This is a genomic window from Serratia sp. NFX21, from assembly GCF_048517035.1.
Classification (GTDB): domain Bacteria; phylum Pseudomonadota; class Gammaproteobacteria; order Enterobacterales; family Enterobacteriaceae; genus Serratia; species Serratia quinivorans.
The window spans coordinates 2,032,039-2,055,702 of record NZ_CP183196.1 but is presented as its reverse complement, the minus strand read 5'-3'; the positions used below and the strand labels follow the sequence as shown (position 1 = coordinate 2,055,702).

The following is a 23,664-nucleotide window of genomic DNA, read 5'->3' as shown; positions in this document are numbered from 1 at the left end:
CAACTCCCCAAGAGACTCACCACTCCCCACTTTAGGCAAACCAAGGCTCTCATCACTGTGTACCATTGACGCTACAGCGCTGCTGTACACAGGTAAATGCCAGTTCAGGGCGGCCACCGTAGTCGTTGATATAGGTGACAACAGGCGTGTCAAAGACTGTTGATTTCACGTCGGTACGGCTTTTCGGCGCCAGAGTTACCGGCACAAAGCCGTTGTCTTCACGCCCTTTTGCCCGCGCTGCAATCCCCGTCACGGTGATGTAGTAAGGTGTCGGGTTTCCAATCTGGTAACCCGTCGCGGTTTTATGCAGCACCAACTGGTTTTGCCAGACTGCACCTGGTTTAGTCACAATGGATGCAGGGCGATAAAACAGCTTCACTTTGGTCTGCAAGGCGATTTGCATCACATTGGGTTTATCACTGCGCGGAGGAATTTCGCGTAAATTAAAATAGAACAATGTTTCGCGATCCTGTGGCAATGCTTTAGCCTCTGGCAACGTCGAAATTCTCACCATACTTTTCGCCCCCGGCTCAAGGCGCTGAATTGGTGGAGTGACGATTAACGGCCCTGCAACTTTCTGCTGCTCCTGATCTTCAATCCATGCCTGAGCCAAATATGGCAATTGCTTATTTTCGTTACTGATATTTAGACTAATGGCTTTGCTGCCACCCTCATAAATCACCCGGGTACGATCAAGTGCAATCGCGGAAAATGCCGAATTAATCGATGTAATATTCAGAACAACCAGTATTATGAAACCTAATTTACTCATAGCGTCTTCTCTTGATTACTTAATATATTGGCAGGGTAATAATAAATTCCCTTGGGTCGGTATTTTATTGGGTAACGACACCTGACATTGTTTATTGCCATTCCAGTTCACAATGAGTGATTCTCCTGCATTGATACCCGATAAATAGGTCAGGCCACCGTCACTTACTATGGCCAGCTCTCGTCCTTTGGTATTCATCACGCTCGCACCAAAGGGGGGATGTTTGCCCTCCGGCAACACTATGACCGACATCGCTTTTTCGCCTTTCAGCAAGGAAAAACGTCGATAGCCAATGGCCCCTTCCGTTAACGTCGATTCCACAACGCCTTTACTGACCTCAACGTCATCAGCAAGCTGATTAATATCTACACTGATGTCAGTGCGGTAATAACTATTCACGTTCCCCAAGACTGCGATCCCGAAACGGTTGCTGCGAACTGCGCCCCCTTCTATCGGAACACCAGAAATGCCCTCGGTGCTAAGCATCAACCGAGTACCACCGTTAATTCCCACAGGATGCAGTGCCGCACCTTTCGTCGTCGCAGTTAACCCACCTTGCATGGAGAGCCCGGCAGAGGTGGTACTATTTTGGTAGTAAGCCGCATTCAGGCTGATTTCTGCGTTTTCACCTCGGTGGGTGTAATAGCCATTGACCTGTGTGGCCTCTTGTCGCCCCAGGTTATTGACCCCTGCAGAAACCCGATAGTTATTATTAATGTCGACGTTATTGGTATAACTCAGCGCCTGATTTAAGCGATTATTCGAGCTCTGTCCGCTGTACCCCAAACTCTTGCCGCTATCCAACGGCACTGACAGGCTGACATAAACCGTATCGTTATAACGTTGCTGATACTGACTGCGGCTGGCCGACACATTTAGCGAGAGACTTTTGTGGCTCATGAAATCAAAGTAACGACTTACCGATAGACTGTAGCTGTCCTCCGGCTGGCGGTCCCAATAGCTTTGATGGGTATAAGTGGCGTACAGGCTCAGTTGGAGATCCGTAAAGCTCTTATTGGCGCTAATGGTATACATCTCTTTGCTGTGCGCGACGGTATTCCCCCCAAAGCGGGCATCCAAATATTGCCCCATCGACATAAAATTGCGTTCAGAAAAACGATATCCGGCAAACGTAACCTCACTATCAAACTCATCAAACCGCTTGGAATAGCTGAGACGGTAGGACTTGCCTTTTTTTTCGTCCGCCTGCCCCGGCAACCTGGCGATCGACTGGGTAGCATCGAACGACAGCGCCCCAAGCATAAATAAATTGCGCCCTAACCCGATCGAGAATGCCTGGTAATTATCTGCACCAACACCACCGCCATAAAGAGACCAATTGTTGGCCACGCCCCACGAAAACTCGGCGCTGCCGAATAAGGGTCCTTCTATATGATGCTGATAGGTAGAAGGGCGGCCCACTGCGGTTTTATAGCGCACCGTTCCTGGCCGCGTCAGATAAGGCACATTGGCGGTATCGACAGTAAAGGTTTGCCTGCTGCCATCTTGTTCACTCACTTGCACATCCAGCCTGCCACTGACAGCACGGTTCAAATCCCGTATGCGAAACGGTCCCGATGCAACGGTAGTTTCATAAATCACCCGCCCTTGTTGTGAAACCGTCACCGTGGCGTTGGTTTTGGCAATACCGCGGACCTCAGGAGCATAACCACGCAGGTTAGGCGGCAACATGCGTTCATCACTTGCCAGGCCCACCCCGGTAAAACGAAATGAGTCAAAAATATCCGAATAAAAGTAGTTTTCACCCAACGTCAGTGTTGCATCTAGCCGAGGTATCGCCCGGTATGCGTACCAGCGGCTCCAGTCAAAATTGTGCTGAGCCTTACGCGTTGAAGAAGAGAATTCATAGCTCCCCTGATAGTCGCCCCGCAGTCGCCAAGGCCCACTGTTTACCCCCGCGGTCCCACTCAGGCTGGCATTTTTTGATGTCCCCCCCTGATGTACCCTGCTGGCTGAGGCATTAAAGCTATAATCCAGCAGCATCCCCGGAATGCCATTGTCCCAACGAGACGGCGGTAACCAATTGGGATCGTTGTACTCCAGAAAGGCCTGAGGCGCGCTGATGTATAGCGTACCGCTTGCGATGTCTCCCTTCAGCATCAACCCCTTCAATGCAGAGAAATCCGCGCACTCTTCCTGATGCCAAAAGATAACTTTGCCGAGAGCCGCTTCCGTCAGGCCCAATCGTTCGACCAGCCCGGCGGGAAAGCAGAGCTTGGTGGTATTGGCAACTTTCTTGTCAGCATAAAATGGGATTGTTTGCTCACGATCGGCAATATTCTGCTCGTTAAGATAAACGGCCATAATATAATTGCCCGGCATCACATAGCCTGCCTGCGAGAAACGCGTCAAATCGACGTTACTTCTATCTTCAGAATCTAATACGTCGAGGTTGAATTCTATTGCTTGCGATAATTTACTGAACCCCAAGAGTGACAGACAAATCGCCAGAGTAATCTTATTGATTCCATTCATAATTCAATCCAGAAATAAAAGCCCGCTCTTAAATATGCATAAGATTACTTTTAAGGGAAAAGCGCTAATTATCGATAGCTAACTAAAATATTTATGGTTGCGTAATAGTTCCCTGCGATCACTTGTTTTCCATTAGCCACTAAAAAAATACTGTATTTCAGTATCATCTCTCCCTTATGAATAGGAATATCGGACACAGGGATCCCTGGTGTGATCTGATGACCGTTCCCGTCTCTTACCATTAGAGTAAACCCACTGTCTGCCAAAGTATCAGAATATCCATAACCGAAACCGCCAAAGGTGACTTCCATTGATTTCTGTCCACCATCGACATCATCGGAAAAAAGGCAATTAATCAGCTTTATTTTAAATGGATAGGCCTGGCTGATACCATTTCGCTCAAGCGTTTTTAGCGGAATAGTTCCCAGTTCAACCGTTTGATAGACATTATCAGGAGATATTGCACATGCAGACTCAAGGATGGCTCCCATTAGTTTAACCGTGCCCTGCGCCCATACAGCCGTATTAACGTAAAACAAAGACGCAAACAACAGAACCTGGGTTAGTTTCATCATGGTAACCCACTGTTAATATCAGCCAGTTCATTGATATAAAAACGAAGCATAGGGTATAACCCCTATGCTTCGGGTCTATTAAGGGTAAGCCAGCGTAAAGTTGGCAACGCTGGTAAATTCACCCGGCGTTACGGTCCCATCAATTTTATTGCCCTGCAGATAAGCAGAGAAATTCAGCTTGTTATTACCCGCCAACAAACCACGAGCAGCAGAAGCTTCACCCAGCGTAATTTGAGTACCGCTACCGTCGGTTAAGGCAACACCAGCACCTTTAGCTGTACCGGTAATCCCCAGCAACTTATCATTCACACTATCTTTAGAACCACCGAAGGTGATGATGACGTTTTTCTTCGTCGTGGTATCACATTTTTCTAAATCAATGGTAAAATTGCGTGGCGTAGAAGTTCCCGCTTTTGCCAACAACGAATTCGATACCTGGCCAAGATCTACAGTTTGATTAGAGCTCTCAGGCGTAATTGAACATGGTGCATCAATAATGGAACCCGTAAAGGTAATGTTACCGCTACCCTGATCGGTAGCTTTAACCGGCTCATCCGCAGCAACCGCGCCAAACGTAGCAATACCTGAAGCCATTACCATCGCCAATACAATTTTATTCATCTTCATAACTATTTCCATTCAGTTAATTTTGATTTAAATCTTAATTTTCTAAGTTACGCAGTTACTACACCACCTTACTCAGCGAATACATCACAACTATGATAATTACCTACAAGGTTGCGATGGGGAGTATATTAACCATCTAACAAGCGAACATTTAAATGAAGTATGCTTAAAAAACAAAAAATAAGACAAGATATATAAAAAACAATTAAATCAATAACATAAGAATAATAAAACCATCTTAAATAACTATCTAATGCTATTTAAGACGTCAAAAAAAGGCCGCACAAGCTGAATGATGTGCGGCCTAAAATAAAGAATTGTAGATATTAATAATAACGAGCGAGATCGGTCCTACTTGGCAAAATGGCACAAAAGTTGAGGAAGAGGATTCGTTGAGATAAGATATCCATTTTCGCCATTACGCTGAATACTCATATTCGTCCAACCCTTCTCCTCTCTCAGATAGCCGTAGAGGTATTTTTTAGCCAAAGCCGTAGGAAGAGTATCAAAAGGGGCGATACTGAGCTTCTTTGTAACAATAAAAAATGAGTTGTCATTTTTCACCTTGTAATTAACTTCAGCATCTCGCCTTAACGTATAGACATCATCTTGATCGGTTAGCGTTCCGCTATAAGAAATAACACCATGTCCGTTAGACAAAAAGAAGAATATTCCAGCCTGTATTACAACAGTCTTTTTATCCGAGACATAATCATATTGAATCTGTGAGTAACAACTAATACTATCCTGGAGCTGTCTTTTATTCTTATAATCAATATAATAGACATAAGCAATAGCAGTTAACACCAACAAAACGACATAAATAAGAAAAAACAATTTTCTTTTCATTATTAACTCTCAATAAAATAACGATATCTTGATTTGCATTTTGTTCCTTCATTCAAAATGTCACCATCACAGATAAAGAAAGACTCTCGTGGCAATCCAACATAGAGTGATATATATACGCGTTCTTTATTGTCACAATGCAATTCAGCATTGAAGGGAATCCCTCCTCCATTACTCTTCACTTTTTTTCTGAAGTAGTCATCAACGTATAACTGGCATTGATTATAGTCTCGCCAATACGAGTAATGATATAATCTACTTTTTGTTTTGAGATATTCTTGGTAGATACAATTAGCAGATATAGCGATAAGAGAAAAAAATAATGTGAAAGAGAATAAAACAGCACCTATCTTTTTAATCTTATAATGCAACGATTTATTGTCCAAGTCATCTGGTTTTCCAGGGGTATGATCATACAGCGTGGTATTGACCTGCAACTCCCCGTGATCGGTGACCTTATCCTGACTCTCAACATAGTCAGTAATAACAACCGTCTCTGCCACCAGCATCCCGCGTCTGGGTATGGTAACAATAATATCGTCCTCAATACCTAACTGCCTAAATGCCTTTCGTATCATTGCTATATTTTGATACAGCGTATTCGCATTAATAGGAATGCCGTATTTTTCCCACACCTCTTCAAACAGTTCTTTCTGCGTAGTAATTTCAGGTTTATTGTTTAATAGAATTAACAAACAATTATTTGCAGGCGTGGTAAGAATAATCTCATCATACTTCTTCTCGATATCTTTCAGAGAACCTGAGCTTTTATCGTAGATGATACGATGATTTAAGATAATTTTACTGCTCATGTGCATTCTTCTATATTATTAATTTAAGAATTTAACTTATACACATATAGAATAAAATATAGCCATAGATTAATCAATAATTTCATAGGAAAATTCTTAGTCATTCACCAAAAAACCATCACTTACATTACAAATATAACTAAAATCAATCATATAAAAAAACAATAACTCGCTGTTATTAACATAAAAAACAAATAATTAAAAACCACTCTAAAACGTCTTATACGCATTGGAAAATAGTGTTTTTTCCGATAAATAAATCAAAATGATGAGTTTTCAGTCAATGAATAAAAAATTAAGACGGCGTGCTCCTGCAACACCGCCATAACGTTTCAATCCCAAACGTATTCACTCACCGTATCTGGCAATGGTCAGTCGTTCCTCCTGTGCTGGAGCGACAAAATATAGCGTGAGTAAATCGAATTCCGCCTCACTAAGTACAAATGGATGGTCGCCCTGCTCATTTCTGAGCTTTATCCGGCTTTTGCATAACGCATCACTAACATCGATAAAATGCAGACAGTGCTCAACGCCAGCCAGCTCGGCTAATTGCCTTGCCCACAGCCGCCGATCGGGCGTATTCATCGGAAAATCCAACACCACCGACAGCCCATGACCCAACAGTTGTACAATATGCTCACTCAACGCTTGGCGCAGTCGGGCTGAATAACGCACGTAGTCTTGCAGAGTCGTCATCTGCTGTTCATACAATGTCGCCAGCCAACTGTCTTCAGCCAGTAACAATGTGTGGGGTTGCTGCGAAAGGTTCTTTGCCAACGTCGACTTGCCGGAACCGGCTTTACCGCACATCAAGTGTAAAACGGCGGGGGGATGGTTCTTCATAAGTGCCTCCTGGGGATATTGCCAGTCGGAGGACCTTTTGCCCCGCCTGACTGGCGGGGTTTCGCTTAAAACAGACGCGCTATCCCACCACTCTGTGAATGGTGATAATAATCTGCGCGAATGCAAAACGGTTTCTGTTCATCTGTTATCAATAAGATAAACCCCAGGGGATGTCAATCGGCGTGATAGCCGCGGCTGTCCTGCGGCACCTGATCCCGCTGATCCAGACCATAATCCCGTACCACCTCCGCCACCCGCAGGCGGTACTGTGCCAATACCCCATGGCGACCACGCTTTTGTGCGGCGCGGTGCTGTTCGATGTTCCGCCACTGCTGCACTGCGGCTTCATCACGCCAAAAAGACAGTGACAGCAGCCGCTGCGGATCGGCCAGGCTTTGGAAGCGTTCAATGGAAATAAACCCGTCAATTTCTGCCAACAGTGGCTTCAATTCGGCCGCCAATTCAAGATAGGTTTCGCGCTGGCCGTCGGCGGCCTGCAATTCAAAAATAACGGCAATCATAGGAAGCTCCTGTCAGAGGGATATCACCTATCCTAACGCGAACCCTGTTGCCATGCTTCGTCTAATTGCCGCCGGGAAGAAAGCGCTGAAAGCACATTTTGACCTCACGGTTTAACCTCACAACAGGTTAGTTTTGGTGCAATACTCAATACGCAAACCGTCAACCCGAGGACTCGTCATGCTCGACCAAACCCAATTTCCGATCGTCAAACGCTGGCCCGCTCAGCACCCGGAAAGACTACAACTTTACTCATTGCCAACGCCCAACGGTGTCAAGGTCTCCATCATGCTGGAAGAAATAGGTCTGGCTTATGAACCGCACCTGATCGATATCGGCAACAACGAAACCTGGACGCCGGAATTTCTGTCACTGAACCCGAACGGCAAGATCCCCTCGATCATCGATCCCAACGGCCCGGACGGTAAGCCGCTGGCGCTGTTTGAATCCGGCGCTATCCTGCTGTACCTGGCGGAAAAAAGCGGCAAGTTTCTGCCGCAGGATCCTGCCCTGCGCTACGAAACCATCCAGTGGGTATTTTTCCAGATGGCGGCGGTGGGCCCGATGTTCGGTCAAGTCGGCTTCTTCCACAAATTCGCCGGTCGCGAATATGAGGATAAACGTCCGCTGGAACGCTATAAAAATGAATCCAAACGCCTGCTCGGCGTGCTGGAAACCCGGCTTGAAGGCCGTGACTGGATCATGGGGCAGGATTACAGCATCGCCGATATTTCATTGCTGGGCTGGGTACGTAACCTGATCGGCTTTTATGAAGCCCGTGAGTTGGTCGAGTTCGATAGTTTCCCGCGGGTAGGGCAATGGCTGGAGCGCGGTCTGGCCCGTCCGGCAGTACAACGCGGCCTGAATATTCCCGCCCGCAGCGAATAATGGATAGCCTGGGATAGCCGCCCGGCTATCCTTTTATCCCCAATTACCGTCATAAAAGTGTCACACCTCTGCACTACTCTCCCTGCGTAACAAACTGATGCTATTTATATTTTTTTATTACGACAAGGAGCTTTCCCATGCTGCAGCCAGTTTCTTTGATCGCCGGCGCCGTGTTATCCGCCTTACTCTGTTCCGCCGCCTTCGCCGATGAAACCCCGGTCAATACCGCCAGCCTTTACGAACGTGCGGCACGCGGCAACATCGTGGAGCCCGGTGGCGCACGCCGGTTGAGTGGCGATCAAACGGCCGCGTTGAAGGCTTCTTTGTCTGACAAAACGGTCAAAAACGTGATTTTATTGATCGGCGATGGCATGGGTGATTCGGAAATCACCTCGGCGCGTAACTACGCCGAAGGGGCGGGCGGCTATTTTAAAGGCATTGATGCCCTGCCGCTGACCGGTCAATACACCCATTACTCACTGGACAAGAAAACCCACAAACCGGATTACGTCACCGACTCCGCCGCCTCGGCGACCGCATGGTCAACCGGTGTAAAAACCTATAACGGCGCGCTGGGCGTTGACGTCAATGGCAAAGACCAGCCGACACTGCTGGAAATCGCCAAGGCGGCGGGTAAAGCCACCGGGAATGTGTCCACCGCCGAACTGCAGGACGCCACGCCGGCGGCGCAAATTTCCCATGTCACCTCGCGCAAATGTTACGGCCCAGAAGAAACCAGCGAAAAATGTGCCACCAACGCGCTGGAAAACGGCGGCCGTGGCTCCATCAGTGAGCAGTTGCTGAAGGCTCGCGCCGACGTCACGCTGGGCGGTGGGGCAAAATCCTTTAATCAGCTGGCAAAAAGCGGCGAATGGCAGGGAAAATCGCTAAAAGAACAGGCAGCCGCTCTGGGTTATCAGTGGGTCGAAAACCTCGATGCCCTGAACGCCGTCAGCGTGGCCAACCAGCAGAAACCCCTGCTCGGGCTGTTTGCCGCCGGTAATATGCCAGTGCGCTGGCAAGGGCCGAAAGCCACTTATCACGGCAATATCGACCAGCCTGCGGTGACCTGTGAAAATAATCCGGCACGCACTGCGGATATCCCGACGCTGGCGGCGATGACTGAAAAAGCCATCGACCTGCTGAAAACCAACCAAAACGGCTTCTTCCTGCAGATTGAAGGCGCGTCGATCGACAAACAGGATCATGCTGCCAACCCGTGCGGCCAGTTTGGCGAGACCGTCGATCTGGATGAAGCGGTTCAGAAAGCCCTGGCATTCGCCCGCGCAGATGGCAACACCCTGGTGATAGTCACCGCCGACCATGCCCATTCCAGCCAGATTATCGCCGCCGAAGCCAAGGCCCCAGGCCTGACGCAAACGCTGACCACCAAAGATGGCGCACCGATGACCATCAGCTACGGCAACTCAGAAGAAGATTCGCAGGGGCACACCGGGACTCAATTGCGGGTGGCAGCTTACGGCCCACATGCCGCCAACGTGGTTGGCCTGACCGATCAGACGGATCTGTTCTATACCATGCGTGATGCGATGGCGATTAAGTAAGTTAATAACCTGGTAACTGATTAAGCCGACCCTATTCGTCCCTGCTCTTGCAAGTGATGAATAGGGTTTTCACCGCTTCGCCCAAAACTGCTATATTGAAGAGCTCGTACTTACCGCAATAATTCTCTGTCCCACCCGTTGAGAAACCAATGTAAACCCAGCCAAAACAAGGATGAGCACTTGCATTTGATTACCCTGCCCTTTACCACCGAACGTCTGCACCTACGCCGCTTTACGCCTGTCGATATCGATGCGTATGCGGATTATCATCGCATACCGGAGGTCTATCGCTATCTGTACGCACCCACACCGGACGAAGCACAGTTGACCTCCCTGTTTTCCCAGGCGATAACCTCGCGCTTCACTGAGGACGGCGACATACTTTATTGTGCCGTTACCTTGAAAGACAGTGGGGAGTTGATCGGTGAAGTATTGCTAAAACTGGCCAACGGCGCAGCATTGCAGGGGGAGATTGGCTACATTTTCAACCCGGCGTACGCCGGAAAGGGCTATGCCGCGGAAGCCGTAAAATCGGTACTGGATCGCGGGTTTGCCGAATCGGGTTTTCATCGCATATTTGCCCGCCTTGATGCCGCCAACCAGGGCTCGATCGGCGTGGTCGAACGCCTGGGAATGCGTAAAGAGGCACATCTGCGACAAAACGATCGTTTCAACGGCGAATGGGGCGACGAATTGATTTATGCCCTGCTGCAAGAAGAGTGGCGTCTGACACGGGAGCAAGAGCGCCTCTAGGCTTCCGCCAGCATCCTGGCCGCCATTTGCTTATAGCTCGCGACCAGATCGCGGCCCTCATCCGGGCCGGTACTCACCGCCAGTCGCATGGTCGCTTCCCCCAAATGCATCAACAGGAAAGCGGCATTTTCCACCGCCGCCGGGTCCGACTGCGGCCGTAACCGGCGTATTGTCGCTGCCAGCAATGCACCGTTCAACCGGCTTTCCGCCACTTCTTCTTCACGCAGCGTTTTATTGGCCTGGGTCGCAGCCCAGATATCCCGCATCACCGGCTCAGCCATAAACAAGGCGTAATATTCGTCAATCAGGCAGTTAAAAGCCTCGATCAACTGCGGTAATGTCTGCACCTGAATCAAGCCTTGCTCGATGCATTCACGCGCCTCCTGGTTATAACGTTGCGCCAGCACACGCACGATAGCGGTTTTATCCGGGAAGTACTGATACAGCGCTCCTATCGAAATACCGGCATTTTGCGCCACTTCACTCATACGCATCGCGTCACTGCCCTGCTGGGCTATCAGCGCAGTTGCGCAGTCCAGGATCAGCTTCACCTTCTCACGGCTACGCGTCTGGCTGGGTTTACGCCGCAGGGCGGCAATATTTTTTTGCTTATCATTCATCATGCATCGTCCTTTGAACAAAAACCGCCTTGACAATAATACGAGGGTTTATCATATTTACAAAACATGAGTAACACTCACATTTGGAGCAACACTATGAGCAGCAACGAGAAGGGTTCACCCATTCTGGTTTTAGGCGCTACCGGAAAAACCGGTAGCCGTGTGGCAGCACGTTTACAACAGCAGGGCATACCGGTACGCGCCGGACATCGTAGTGCCGCCATCCCTTTCGACTGGCAGGACAGCACCACCTGGCAACCTGCCTTGCAGGATGTGGAGAAACTTTATCTCAGCTTTCAACCCGATCTGGCCGTTCCGGGCGCCACCGAAATCGTCGAACGTTTTTGCCGACAGGCGGTAACTGGCGGCGTGCAAAAAATAGTGTTGCTCAGCGGGCGCGGCGAAGACGAGGCCCGTCAGGCGGAAGAGGTGGTTGAACGCAGTGGGGCAGACTGGACGATATTGCGCGCCAGTTGGTTTATGCAAAACTTCAGCGAGAGTTTTATTCTTGATGAATTGCTAAACGGCGCAGTCTATTTGCCACCGGGCGAGATCCCAGAACCTTTTATTGATGCGGAAGATATTGCCGATGTTGCGGTTGCCGCCCTCACCCAGCCCGGCCACAGCAATACGCATTATGAATTGACCGGCCCACGCCTGATGACCTTTGAACAGGCCATTGGCGAGATTGCCGCCGCCGCTGGGCGTGAGATCCACTATCAGCAGGTGCCGGTGGCAGATTACGTCGGATACCTGCGCGAGGCGCAACTGCCGGCGGAAATGGTCACGCTGCTGGAGTATCTATTCAGCACGGTGCTGGACGGACGCAACGCGTCATTGACCGATGATGTCCAGCGTAGTCTCGGACGTGCACCGCGCGATTTCAGCACTTACATCGCCGACACCCTCCCCAGCGGAGTTTGGCAAGCGCGTTAACCTGTTAATGGTCGCCCTGCACGGCGGCCATTTTCTTTTTGTTACCGAGGACATTGCAATTGTTCTATAAATATTGTGTGATAGCTGAATATCGTTTAAATATGCGGCAATTAAGCCCTTTAAATATAGCGGTTATATTTAAATAAAAATAACAAATGAATTATTCCTGCCCTTAATCTGATTTTTTTAATTACAAAAGTAGTTTTTAACAATATTGCAAACAATAATACCCCCTCAGTAACCAGAGTTGAACAATCTATCCCCAGACAGCCTGTAATAATCCACTTTTCGTTAAAAAAATGATTAACAAAAAGACATTATCACTGCAATCCGGTTTTGCCGGGCGGATTGATTTCACTTTTTTCCAGGGTACCTCCCGATAAATTCTTTCACCTGCAATGAGTAGAATTTACATACAAGAGAATTGATTTAATGAGAAAAATACTCGTCCTTATTTTCTGTCTGAACCTGTTTGGCGTCACGCAACAGGCAGCAGCAGAAGAGAATAAGACCGTTGATGTGGTTCTGATCGGCGGCGGCATCATGAGCGCCACTTTGGGGACTTACCTGCATGAGCTGGAGCCAAACTGGTCCATCGACATGTATGAACGCATGAATGGCGTAGCGGAAGAAAGCTCCAACGGCTGGAATAACGCCGGTACCGGCCACTCCGCCTTCGCCGAAATGAACTACACCCCAGAAAAAAAAGACGGCAGCATTGATATCAGCAAAGCCGTGGTGGTGAACGAGTCTTTTGAAATCTCTCGTCAATTCTGGTCTTATCAGGTTAAAAATAACGTCCTGAAAGATCCAAAATCCTTTATCAACAGCGTGCCGCACATGAGCTTTGTTTGGGGTGACGATAACGTTAACTTCCTGCGCAAACGCTATGCGGCGCTGCAGCACAGCACCCTGTTCCGTGGTATGGAGTACTCAGAGGACGCCGACCAGATTAAACAGTGGGCACCGCTGGTTATGGACGGTCGCGATCCGAAGCAAAAAATTGCCGCCACCCGCATGCCGCTGGGCACCGACGTTAACTTTGGCGTGATCACCCACCAACTGGTGGATACGCTGACCAAAAATCCAAACTTCAAGCTGAACCTGAGCCATGAAGTGCGCGATATCAAACGCAACGACGACAATACCTGGCGCGTAACCGTGGCCGATCTGACCCGTGACGGCAAAGAAACCACCGTTAACGCCAAGTTCGTGTTTATCGGCGCGGGCGGTGCTTCACTGACGCTGCTGCAGAAAACCGGCATTCCTGAAGCCGAAGGTTACGGCGCCTTCCCGGTCGGCGGTCAGTTCCTGGTGACGACCAATCCGGAAATCGCCAACCAGCATCTGGCCAAGGTTTATGGCCTGGCCAGCGTAGGTTCACCACCGATGTCGGTTCCGCACCTGGATACCCGCATGCTCGATGGCAAACGCGTTCTGCTGTTCGGGCCGTTCGCTACCTTCTCCGGCAAGTTCCTGAAAAACGGTTCACTGTTCGATCTGCTGCATTCCCTGAGCACTTCCAACCTGATGCCAATGACTCACGTCGGCCTGGATAACTTCGACCTGGTGAAATACCTGGTGGGCCAGTTGATGATGAACGACGACGACCGTTTCGCCGCGCTGAAAGAGTATTTCCCTGAAGCCAAACAGGCTGACTGGAAGCTGTGGACTGCCGGCCAACGCGTGCAAATCATCAAGAAAGACGATGAAAAAGGTGGCCTGCTGCAGTTCGGTACCGAAGTGGTCAGCGCTAAAGATGGCAGCATTGCCGCCCTGCTGGGCGCATCACCGGGCGCATCTACTGCCGCACCGATCATGCTGCACCTGATGGAAACCGTGTTCAAAGATAAAGTGGCGACGCCGGAATGGCAGAGCAAGCTGAAAGAGATCATTCCGTCCTACGGCCACAAGCTGAACGGCGATATTGAAATGACCAACAAGATCCGTGGCTACACCAGCAGCGTGTTGCAGTTGGACTATATCGAAGTGAAGCCGGAAACTAACTGATAGCCGTTTCCCTACTCGCTTTAAGGCCGCCTCGTGCGGCCTTTTTAATTTCTGCGCGACGGTAAGAGCACTTTTAGCCACCTTTAGCACCCTAGTTAACACTTGCGTAACCCGGTGTTGCGGCCTATTATCAAAGCACAAGCTTGGATAATTACTCTTACCTACACTGACCTGAATGTCGTACTGCGGGAGAACTCAAACATGGATCGCGTCAATATCATTCACGATTTGCTGGACTGGATTGAAAATCATCTGGATCAACCCTTGCTGTTAGACAACGTGGCAGCCAAGTCAGGCTACTCCAAATGGCACTTGCAAAGGATGTTCCGCAGCACCACCGGCCACGCGCTGGGCAGCTATATCCGCGAGCGTCGTCTTTCGCAGGCGGCACAGGCGCTGCGTTCAAGCCCTCGTCCTATTCTCGACATCGCCCTGCAGTTCCATTTTGATTCCCAACCGTCATTTTCACGCGCGTTCAAAAAACAGTTCGGCAAAACGCCGGCGGTGTATCGCCGCACTACCCGCTGGGATGTCGCAGAAATGCGCCCGCAGGCTATCGAACCGCTGAACGGACATCGCCATGAGTCGCCGGGCGTGCATCTGTGGTATGCGGGTAAATCTCTGGACGGGGTCTGCACCAACTGGGTTGGCCAGCACTGAGATAATGGGTTGGCCAGCACTGAGATAAATAGGCATTAAAAAAGGGGTTCAGCCTGCGCTGAACCCCTTTTTTTTACTGCCAGCTCTTACTTAAAGGTGACGTCGATATTTGCCGATGCGGTGAATGGCCCAACCTGTGGATTGGTATTCAGCCATTTCAGGCTAGCCAAAAAGTTCTTTTCAACGATGGTACCGTTGACCAGGCCCAGATCAACCGGAGAGTTCATAATGATCGGCGTGTTTGGCGTTGCTGCCTGCGAAATCAAAATACCGAAGCCGCTGTTGCTGGTTGGCATAATCAGACTGTTATCCTGCAATGGATAAGTCGTGCTGAAACTGGCCTGCAGGGTTTCGCCTTTACAGTCCTGACCCGTGGTTGGATCCGACATATTTGCGCTAACCGAGAATGGCACCTGCTTTTCGATTTTGCCGGCCACCGCATTTTGACGCGGTATGGTGCCAAAGTTTACGGTAGAACCGTTGTTAGCCACCACGGTGATTTTCGGGTTACAGGAGATAAACTGGATATTGCCCAACCCGGAAATATAGGCGTTAAAGTTACTGTTAGGACGGCTATTCAAACCACCAACCCCATCTACCTGGAATACCGAATAGGAATTGCTGTCGTTGATCTTGCCGCCTGCCGGAGGCGCCTTACCGGTGGCTTTAATGTAAATGGCATAGGACACCGTAACGGAAAGCGATTTTGCCGGTGGGCGGCAGCGGCCACCTGAACGGTTACATTCTGTGCCTGGACCGACGTCTTGTTTCACGTTCTTAACGGGTTTGACATCAACGCCCTTATAAGTCACGCCAACTTCAATCGAGTTATGAATCAGACTCATACGAGCCTGAGGATCCCAATACAAAAACGCATTCTCGCCGTTTGGCATGTTATCGGTATCAGTACATTGGAAAGTCGAAGTAAAGGTCTGCGAACGCCATAACAATGCCCCAGGGGCAGTATTGGCCGTCGATACCTTAATCGCTTTATCCAGCACGATATCCTGACGAATGCTGCCATTCTGTTTACAAGACAACGCAAAGCTGCTCTGCGAGAACGTCCCCAGTGTGACCAGCAGCCCTGCCGCCAGCCCGAGTTTTTTGTGTTTTAACAACAAAGAAGACATATCCATTCCTTTTACGGTTTTCCGCAGGTCAGCGAAAGTTCCTGATAGCCCATCAGCTGTTCGGTCGCCGATTTCAGTTCCGGCACCACTAATGAACAGCTGTCGCCGGCATCGCTGCCCCATTTAACCAACAGGCGATCCCCTGCGGATGCCCCGGAGATATAAATATCCCCATTGGTACCTACGGTACCGTTGTTCTTGCCGTCAGCGCTGAACACGTTTGCGCCGATTGGCGGTACGCCGCCGTCCAACATTTTACTGTGTACCAGCAGGCTTTGACCGGTATGCGTTTCAAACTTCACGCGGGTAATTGCGCCGTATGTCGGTACCACATCACGGGCTGCCATCGGGATATCCAGGCCGTTGCCGATATCTTCGGTACGCAGCGCCACACGGTTGTGACGGTATGGCGACGCAGAAGTCATCACCGCGTAACCAAAGCGGTCAATAGCCACACCCGGTTGGTTTTCCAGACGAACGCCTTTGGCGTCTTTGGCTTCAACCAGCACGAAAGTGTTCTGTAATGGCTGAGTCAACGTCACACCACCGGAGTGCGCCACGATACCGCCCGATACGCCCAACGAAGACTGCTGGTAATCATTGCTGTAGCTGTAACCGGCATTCACCGTACCCATGCTGCCCTGATAACCCACGTTAGCCGAGGTGGTTTGCCCAGCGTAACGATCGTGACCGCTCTGCACCGCGTAGTTCAGACGGTTATCGTCCAATGCGGTACCGCTCAGGCCGGCGCTATAGGTATTACCGCTCTGCTTGCTGTGCCCGGCGTTGAAGCTGGCCGTCATATCAGAGGAGTCTCTGCTGAAGAAGCTGAACGGAATAGATACAGTCATGTTAATACTGCGATCTTTATAACCGTAGTTGCTGCGGCTGTCTTGATAGAACACGCCGTAGCTGATGTTTTTATAGCTGCTGTTAAAGCCGGTTTGAACCGTACGATCCTGGCCAGAGCCGCCCCAGTATGACTGGTTGCTGACGTTGGTATACAGCGTTGAGTTACCGGCAATACGCTGATTGATCGACAATTCTACACGCTGGCGTTTATTGTTGAACTTGCTGGTGTAATAAGTCCGACGACGTGATTCAGCCCAGTCAGGTACACCCAGATTACGGTCATTTTCATCGTAGTAATCATTGCGGTAGTAGCCGTTTTCATAGCGATCGCGTTCCGCAACCGCATCTGAGAAATCATAGTAGCCGGAGGTCGAATAACGGTAGCCGGCGATCTGGAATTCAGTACCCCAGTCGTTGAGCGACTTGGAATACAGGAAGCGGAAGCTCTCACCCTGCTTGTCATCACCGTTGACCAGGTTGGTGTCGGAATAGGACATGTCAAAAGAAACCGCCCCCCAAACACCCATGTTTTTACCCATACCCAGCACCGCAGAACGGTAGTTTTCTGCCACCAGCACGCCGCCGTAAGGCGTAATGTCATACCCCATACCGTGGGACAAGGTGCCTTGCACAAATTTTGGCTGGTATTTGGTCGTGCCGTCATGATACTTACCGGCAGTCATCTGATAGTCCCAGATCCCTTCACGCAGCATGTTCGGCACGGAAGAGAATGGCACCACGAAAGTGGTTCTCGAACCGTTGGCCTCAATGACCGTTACGTTCAGGTTACCGCTCAGGGTACTTGGGAAAATATCCGTCAGCGCAAACGGGCCAGGCGGCACGTTGGTGCTGTATATGGTGTAGCCGTTTTGGCGGATCTCGACGCGGGCGTTGGTCGACGCCACGCCACGCACTACCGGCGCATAGCCGCGCTGGCTTTCCGGCAGCATGTCGTTGGCGCTGGAAATCTGCACGCCGCGGAACTGGATGCTGTCGAACACGTTGTTGTTGGTGTTGGTCTGGCCAATCACCATGCGGCTACGCAGGGAAACAATGTCAGTTTCTGCCCAGCTCGAAACGGTATTCCAATGAGTACCGGCACCCGACTGCTGGTTCAGCGTCGAGTTATTGCGCAAACGCCAATTACCAATGTTGAGACCGTTGTTCAGGCTCAGGAAGTAATAGTCTGATGTTTTATCGTTGGCGTTATTGCTGTAATTATTGTGGTTGCCGCTGAAGTTATAGTTAACGAAGCCGGCGTTAATCCCGCGATCGTAAACCTTCGGCGAAATAGCCCCTTGCGGACGCGGTTCCAGAAACACCTGCGGCACTTCCAGATCCATACGCTGTATAGCGGCGTCATAGCTCAGCTTGGCACCCGAGATTTGCTGGGACAACGCATAACACTGCGCGGCACCTTCGGTTTTCATATCGCCTGGCAGTTTAACGCCGTAATCCTGGTAATCCTGCGCTGTCAGGCAAGGCATTACCGGCGTGTCTTTGGCATCTTTTTTGAATTCGATTTCGCGGTGATCGATACGCTGACCATTCAGGTAAATATCAAACGGATATTTGCCTGGCAAGATATCATCGCCGCTGGACAACGCTGCCACCTGGGCAATGTTGTCGTCGCCATGGATGAAGGAGGTGTTGAACTGCTCCTCCGCCATGGCCATATGAGAGAATGAAAATGGCACCGCAGAAAAATAAATTACACCATTAATCAGCCTGACCAAACGTTTTGGCGTGAGGGTTGTTATTCTTTTATGTGCCATTTCTTGTTCATTCCTTGAAGGGCTTAAATCAATTTAATGCAACGTTCTTAATCTCGGTGTGGCCGCCGTAATCGTTGATATAGGTAAACGACATACTGCCGGCCGACTGCGCGCCCTGTGGCAGAGCAATTTTCAGGCTATCTTGCGGTTTCACCATATCGGCATTCACTTTCCAGCTCTTGCCACCGCTTTTCAGCGTCAGAACGCCCAGCGTCACATACAGCGGACCGTTGTTGGTGACCACCAGATTGCCGCCCTGGCGCTGCCATTTCAGCGCTTCAGCCTGCTGTTGCAGGTTGGCCTTCAAGGCCTCAGGACGGTAGAACAGTTTGATACGGGTACGGATCGCCACCTGCAGCACGTTATCTTGCTTAGGCGTTGGCGGTATTTCCTGTACGTTTACCCAGAGCAGACTTTCTCTGTCCTGCGGTAACCCGCTGCCGGAATAGATAAAACGCAGAATGGCGTCTTTCTTGGCAGCCAGTTTTAAAATAGGTGGAGTGACCACGATCGGTAAATTCTTCGGCATCTGGCTTGAATCACCAGTATCCAGCCAGGTTTGCACCATATAGGTGTCGTCGCTGTCATTGCTGATTGAGAGCGATGCGGATTTACTTCCGCTGTTATAAATTACGCGCGTTGAATCAACTTGAATGCCGGCAAAAGCATTAACGGAAAACGCGAGTAAAATACAAGAAAGCACTTTTTTCATCGGAATATCTCAACTCTCAGAATTTAGCCGTCCATGGCCAATAGCTCTATCTATCCTGCCAGCGAATTAAATTATTTGTATTCGATGGTGAAGGTAGCGTTAGAGTTTGCCTGACCCGCAGTTACCAGATCCTGGTAAGATTTATAACGAGCGCGCAGGTTGAAAGTCGCAGAACCTGGGTTGTCGCCATCAGCAGCAACAGAAACGGTAGCTGGAGTAGCAACTTCCTGAGAGATTGGCAGAGTTGCGCCGTTGTTATCCAGGATTTCAACGCCAACGCCGTTAGCGCCGCCAGTTACAGCCAACAGCTCTGGGTGACCAGCTGGGGTGTTACCGTCGAAACGCAGGGTGTAGTTACCTGCTTCACATTTCTCCAGGCTAATATCGAAAGCTTTAGCACCGCTGGTAGAACCAGAAGTTGGGAATGCGGTAGTAGGATATTTACCCAGGTAAACTTCTTTATTCTGGTCTTTATCAACTACTTTACAGGTAGACTGTACGATTTCACCGGTGAATTTAACGTTGCCGCTTGCAGCAGTAGCGTTATAAGCAGTAGCAGACAATACCAGCGCGGCCAAAGGCAATAATACTTTTTTCATTTCCAGCTCCATAGAAAAACAATAAAATAATCGATTCAGTGACAGATGAATATATACCGACCCGGCACTGAGCATACACTCAGCGATAGCACTCCTTGCTTAAAAGGAATGTTGCCTCGATGAACCCATTGCCGGACGAAATATAGACTAAGCGCATTCTTATTGTTAAATCGTTTAAAACATTCATAAGCCCTCTCTTGATAGGAATAAACTATCAACAAATACCTATCGATCGATGTTGACGATTTAATCGAATAGGAATAATCTGTGTTTGGGAAAGCCCTGTAGTTGGACATTTTGACTTAAGGCCTGATTAACAGCACATTATTCTAAATATTTACACTTTGTTACCTTTTGAGTGATTTAGACTTCGCAACAAATTGCACGTTTAATGGTCTGTAAGCGGCATTGCTCTTCCTGACTGCATTAAATAAGATTCTTACCCATAAACAGACTGATTTTATTTTATTTTCGTTATAAAACAGCTATTTGTATATCAATCAAAGGATTGAGGAATGCACAGTTCTTTTAGAGAGCAAAATAACGGAATTAATTATGTTTTCCAGCCAATGTTCGCAAAATCCGGACAATTGCTGGCCGTTGAGTGCCTGTCACGATTCACTTTTAATAGTGAATATGCACATTTCTCTCCTGAACAGTTCTTTCGCTCTGCTGATAGCGCCACCCGGATTGAGATTCTGTTAGAGCAGGTCAGTCTGATAGAAAAATATAATCACTGGTTTCGTAAGAATCAGGTTATAGCCACATTAAATGTGGACGATCATTCGCTGAGATCTTTGGCTAATAGCCATTTTGCAGAAAGAATTAACGCTACTCGCTGTATTCATTTTGAAATCAGCGAGAACTCAACCCGATTGGTAAAGGATCGCGTCCACGGCGATCCCTCTCTCAAGAGTTATTCATTTTGGCTCGATGATTTTGGTTCTGGCTATGCGGGTTTTTCCGCATTGTATAACAGTCAATTTCGCTTCGTTAAATTGGACCGTTTTTTACTATGGGACTTTATGAAAAAGTCCGGCGGTGAAGGTTTAATGCGCGCTTTATTGCGCTTTTTTCACCTTAATCATTACAAGGTGATTATCGAAGGAGTAGAAACTCCCGAACATAAAAAATGGCTGGACGAAATGCCATATTACGCACTGCAGGGAAAGCTGTGGAAGGAATCCGACATCAAGGATTTGAACTCGCTTCTTACAGCTGAATACTTTTAACTCATTATGGGTGTTTGCCATTATGTCTAAAAACAATGTCCTTGTTATTAGTGAGTGTAAGTACAGCTATGTCGGCCTTTCGGTATTACTGAAAAAACATTACGGCAAGTACGATATCAGACTGTTTTCGGATTTTATGCACGGTGGCGCCAAGGCGGAGAAAATAATCAAGCACGACATCGCGCTGATTTTCACCTCACAAAATCTGGAACAAAGCGTCAATGTCATTGAAAGCCTGGTGTCTTTGCATCAGCAATACAACTCAAAAACACGCCTGCTGGTGTTTTATGACGACGAGCGCGTAGTGAAACTGTTGTCGATTCTGGGTATTTCCGTTGAGCTGGTCTCTACCCGTATCCCTCTTTATTCACTACAGGAAAAGATACAAACCCTGTTGGAAAGCAAAGAGCCGGGCGGGATAAAAATGCAGAAAACCCGGGAGCTCAGCCCAGCGGAAAGTGACGTTATTTTCAATTTGCTGCGTGGCGATAGCCTGCTGCACATTGCCCAAAAACGCGGTACTCACCCCAAAACCATTTTTTCTCAGAAGTACAGTGCGATGAAAAAACTGCGTTTGCGCAGCATGAGCACCATCTTCGTCGCCAGTAAGTAACCCTTCAGGCCGCCGCCCGGTGGCCTGTATTCCGCTCGTTACGTTAAATAAATGTAACAATAAGCGATAAAGCAGTAACAGCCACATAACACTCCGGCCTATTGGTTAGGATCCAACCACGGAAATTTCCCGTGAGTCATGTCGTCTGGATCAAAATCAAAAAAACATCAGGAGATGTTATGAAGTCGTCCTTATTCAGCCGTTATACCTGCTTTGTGTTGAGTCTCTTGTTGACGCTGACATCATTGGTACTGTTGTCGCACCACCCCTGGTTTTGGCTGCCGGCGATCATTTTTGGCGGGCTGAGCGCACTGGGGATTTACGATTTGACCCAGCAGCGCCACGCCATCTGCCGCAACTACCCCATCATCGGCCGCCTGCGCTTCTTCTTCGAATTTATCCGCCCGGAAATACGCCAGTATTTATTGGAAGAAGATAACGCTCAGATCCCGTTTTCCCGTACTCAACGCACGCTGGTCTATCGCCGCGCCAAAAACGAAATGGGTGACAAACCCTTCGGCACCCAGCTGGACGTCTATCAAACCGGCTATGAATGCATCGGCCATTCCATGTGTCCGGTAGAGGTATCCGATCCGACCAGCTTCCGCGTGGCGATCGGCGGCCCCGGCTGCAGCCAGCCCTACTCCGCCTCTATCTTCAATATCTCCGCCATGAGTTTCGGCGCGCTGTCGGCCAATGCCATTCGTGCCCTCAATCTGGGCGCGGCCAAGGGCAATTTTTATCATGACACCGGTGAGGGCAGCATCAGCCGCTATCACCGTGAGAACGGCGGCGATCTGGTGTGGGAACTGGGAAGCGGCTATTTTGGTTGCCGCACCAGCGATGGCCATTTTGATCCGCAGCGCTTTGCCGAGCAGGCTAAAAACCCGCAGGTCAAAATGATTGAAATCAAACTCAGTCAGGGCGCCAAGCCGGGCCATGGCGGCATTCTGCCGGCGAAAAAAGTGGATGCGGAAATTGCCGCGACGCGCGGTGTACCAGAAGGGATCGACTGTATTTCACCGGCCTCACACAGTGCCTTTAGCACCCCGGTGGAAATGATGCACTTCATTGAGCAGTTGCGCGAGCTGTCTGGTGGCAAACCCGTGGGCTTCAAGCTGTGTATCGGCCACCCCTGGGAGTTTGTCGCCATCGCCAAGGCCATGTTGCAGACCCAAATATTGCCGGACTTTATCGTGGTGGACGGCAAAGAAGGCGGCACCGGGGCGGCACCGCTGGAGTTGTCCAACTATATGGGCATGCCACTGCGCGAAGGGCTGTTGTTCGTACATAACACCCTGGTTGGCTGTGGATTGCGTGACCAAATCAAAATAGGTGCCAGCGGTAAGATTATCAGCGCCTTCGACATCGCCAGCGTATTGGTACTGGGTGCCGATTGGGTGAATTCAGCGCGCGGCTTTATGTTCGCCGTAGGCTGCATTCAATCGCAGAGTTGTCACACCAACCACTGCCCGACCGGCGTCGCCACTCAGGATCCGCTGCGACAGAAAGCGCTGGTGGTGCCAAACAAGGCGGAGCGCGTCTACCATTTTCACCAGAACACGGTGAAGGCGCTGGCGGAAATGTTGGCAGCGGCCGGGGTCAGCCGGCCGGAACAGCTGACTTCACACCATATGCTGCGCCGCATTACCTCAACGGAAATCAAGGTCTATGCCGACATCTATTACTACCTGAAACCTGGGGCGCTGTTGCAAAAAGAGATTGAAAGCGATTTCTATGCGCGCATGTGGCGTATGGCGACACCAAACAGTTTCGATCAGGCGATCGCCCTGCCGGTTTAAGCGGTGGATTGTCCCCTCGCCTCA

At 49.5% G+C, this 23,664-nt stretch carries 22 protein-coding genes; 9 read left to right on the top strand and 13 right to left on the bottom strand.

What is annotated here, in order from left to right; genetic code table 11:
- Positions 1–52 precede the first annotated feature (52 nt).
- The 8 genes from ACNT1W_RS09770 to ACNT1W_RS09735 form a co-directional block, all read right to left on the bottom strand.
- Entirely contained in the window at positions 53–772 is a 720-nt protein-coding gene (locus tag ACNT1W_RS09770; RefSeq protein ID WP_129939637.1) for a fimbria/pilus periplasmic chaperone, read from the bottom strand.
- Between the two features lie 15 nt (positions 773–787).
- The gene (locus ACNT1W_RS09765) at positions 788–3,268 is read right to left on the bottom strand and encodes a fimbria/pilus outer membrane usher protein (RefSeq protein WP_148669420.1); all 2,481 of its coding nucleotides are present in this window, start codon (positions 3,266–3,268) and stop codon (positions 788–790) included.
- Between the two features lie 68 nt (positions 3,269–3,336).
- On the bottom strand, positions 3,337–3,843 hold the full coding sequence (locus ACNT1W_RS09760) for a fimbrial protein (protein ID WP_411227533.1): 507 nt from the start codon (positions 3,841–3,843) through the stop codon (positions 3,337–3,339).
- Between the two features lie 78 nt (positions 3,844–3,921).
- On the bottom strand, positions 3,922–4,470 hold the full coding sequence (locus tag ACNT1W_RS09755; RefSeq protein WP_135344484.1) for a fimbrial protein: 549 nt from the start codon (positions 4,468–4,470) through the stop codon (positions 3,922–3,924).
- Between the two features lie 351 nt (positions 4,471–4,821).
- Positions 4,822–5,319 (bottom strand): hypothetical protein, encoded by a 498-nt coding sequence (locus tag ACNT1W_RS09750; RefSeq protein WP_115182911.1) that lies wholly within the window; start codon positions 5,317–5,319, stop codon positions 4,822–4,824.
- A 2-nt stretch (positions 5,320–5,321) separates the two neighbouring features.
- Positions 5,322–6,131 (bottom strand): winged helix-turn-helix domain-containing protein, encoded by an 810-nt coding sequence (locus ACNT1W_RS09745; RefSeq protein WP_419246711.1) that lies wholly within the window; start codon positions 6,129–6,131, stop codon positions 5,322–5,324.
- Positions 6,132–6,479: 348 nt separating this feature from the next.
- A complete protein-coding gene (locus ACNT1W_RS09740; RefSeq protein WP_419246710.1) occupies positions 6,480–6,974 on the bottom strand; it encodes an AAA family ATPase in 495 nt (164 codons plus the stop codon).
- Between the two features lie 173 nt (positions 6,975–7,147).
- Entirely contained in the window at positions 7,148–7,495 is a 348-nt protein-coding gene (locus ACNT1W_RS09735; protein WP_017892148.1) for an antibiotic biosynthesis monooxygenase family protein, read from the bottom strand.
- A gap of 178 nt (positions 7,496–7,673) precedes the next feature.
- Here ACNT1W_RS09735 and ACNT1W_RS09730 point away from each other — a divergent pair, with 178 nt between their 5' ends.
- The 3 genes from ACNT1W_RS09730 to ACNT1W_RS09720 all read left to right on the top strand — a co-directional run bounded on the left by ACNT1W_RS09730 (position 7,674) and on the right by ACNT1W_RS09720 (position 10,699).
- The gene (locus ACNT1W_RS09730; RefSeq protein ID WP_012005962.1) at positions 7,674–8,381 is read left to right on the top strand and encodes a glutathione S-transferase N-terminal domain-containing protein; all 708 of its coding nucleotides are present in this window, start codon (positions 7,674–7,676) and stop codon (positions 8,379–8,381) included.
- A 137-nt stretch (positions 8,382–8,518) separates the two neighbouring features.
- Positions 8,519–9,946 (top strand): alkaline phosphatase, encoded by a 1,428-nt coding sequence (phoA, locus tag ACNT1W_RS09725; protein WP_012005961.1) that lies wholly within the window; start codon positions 8,519–8,521, stop codon positions 9,944–9,946.
- 180 nt (positions 9,947–10,126) lie between these two features.
- Positions 10,127–10,699, top strand: coding sequence for a GNAT family N-acetyltransferase (locus tag ACNT1W_RS09720; RefSeq protein WP_419246709.1), 573 nt, complete (start codon positions 10,127–10,129; stop codon positions 10,697–10,699).
- Here the strand turns inward: ACNT1W_RS09720 and ACNT1W_RS09715 are convergent.
- A complete protein-coding gene (locus tag ACNT1W_RS09715; RefSeq protein ID WP_017892143.1) occupies positions 10,696–11,322 on the bottom strand; it encodes a TetR/AcrR family transcriptional regulator in 627 nt (208 codons plus the stop codon). The two genes, ACNT1W_RS09720 and ACNT1W_RS09715, sit on opposite strands and share 4 nt — an antisense overlap.
- Before the next feature lie 93 nt (positions 11,323–11,415).
- Between ACNT1W_RS09715 and ACNT1W_RS09710 the strand changes: the two genes are divergently transcribed.
- From ACNT1W_RS09710 to ACNT1W_RS09700, 3 genes are all read left to right on the top strand, one after another.
- On the top strand, positions 11,416–12,255 hold the full coding sequence (locus tag ACNT1W_RS09710; RefSeq protein ID WP_368460342.1) for an NAD(P)H-binding protein: 840 nt from the start codon (positions 11,416–11,418) through the stop codon (positions 12,253–12,255).
- Between the two features lie 432 nt (positions 12,256–12,687).
- Entirely contained in the window at positions 12,688–14,265 is a 1,578-nt protein-coding gene (gene mqo / locus ACNT1W_RS09705) for a malate dehydrogenase (quinone) (protein WP_261278601.1), read from the top strand.
- 201 nt (positions 14,266–14,466) lie between these two features.
- Positions 14,467–14,925, top strand: a complete 459-nt coding sequence (locus ACNT1W_RS09700) for a helix-turn-helix domain-containing protein (RefSeq protein ID WP_012005956.1) — start codon at positions 14,467–14,469, stop codon at positions 14,923–14,925.
- Between the two features lie 86 nt (positions 14,926–15,011).
- On the opposite strand, the gene ACNT1W_RS09695 is transcribed toward ACNT1W_RS09700, so the two are convergent.
- The 4 genes from ACNT1W_RS09695 to ACNT1W_RS09680 form a co-directional block, all read right to left on the bottom strand.
- Complete coding sequence (locus ACNT1W_RS09695) at positions 15,012–16,055, bottom strand: fimbrial protein (RefSeq protein ID WP_419246708.1); 1,044 nt, start codon at positions 16,053–16,055, stop codon at positions 15,012–15,014.
- 11 nt (positions 16,056–16,066) lie between these two features.
- Entirely contained in the window at positions 16,067–18,682 is a 2,616-nt protein-coding gene (locus ACNT1W_RS09690) for a fimbria/pilus outer membrane usher protein (RefSeq protein WP_135344490.1), read from the bottom strand.
- A 28-nt stretch (positions 18,683–18,710) separates the two neighbouring features.
- A complete protein-coding gene (locus tag ACNT1W_RS09685) occupies positions 18,711–19,394 on the bottom strand; it encodes a molecular chaperone (RefSeq protein ID WP_012005953.1) in 684 nt (227 codons plus the stop codon).
- Positions 19,395–19,465: 71 nt separating this feature from the next.
- Positions 19,466–19,993 carry a fimbrial protein gene (locus tag ACNT1W_RS09680; RefSeq protein ID WP_012005952.1) on the bottom strand — a complete coding sequence of 176 codons (528 nt, stop codon included), beginning with the start codon at positions 19,991–19,993 and terminating at the stop codon, positions 19,466–19,468.
- A 515-nt stretch (positions 19,994–20,508) separates the two neighbouring features.
- Here ACNT1W_RS09680 and ACNT1W_RS09675 point away from each other — a divergent pair.
- The 3 genes from ACNT1W_RS09675 to ACNT1W_RS09665 all read left to right on the top strand — a co-directional run bounded on the left by ACNT1W_RS09675 (position 20,509) and on the right by ACNT1W_RS09665 (position 23,640).
- Entirely contained in the window at positions 20,509–21,225 is a 717-nt protein-coding gene (locus ACNT1W_RS09675) for an EAL domain-containing protein (protein WP_012005951.1), read from the top strand.
- 22 nt (positions 21,226–21,247) lie between these two features.
- Complete coding sequence (locus tag ACNT1W_RS09670; RefSeq protein WP_012005950.1) at positions 21,248–21,838, top strand: LuxR family transcriptional regulator; 591 nt, start codon at positions 21,248–21,250, stop codon at positions 21,836–21,838.
- 179 nt (positions 21,839–22,017) lie between these two features.
- Entirely contained in the window at positions 22,018–23,640 is a 1,623-nt protein-coding gene (locus ACNT1W_RS09665; RefSeq protein WP_419246707.1) for an FMN-binding glutamate synthase family protein, read from the top strand.
- Positions 23,641–23,664 lie beyond the last annotated feature (24 nt).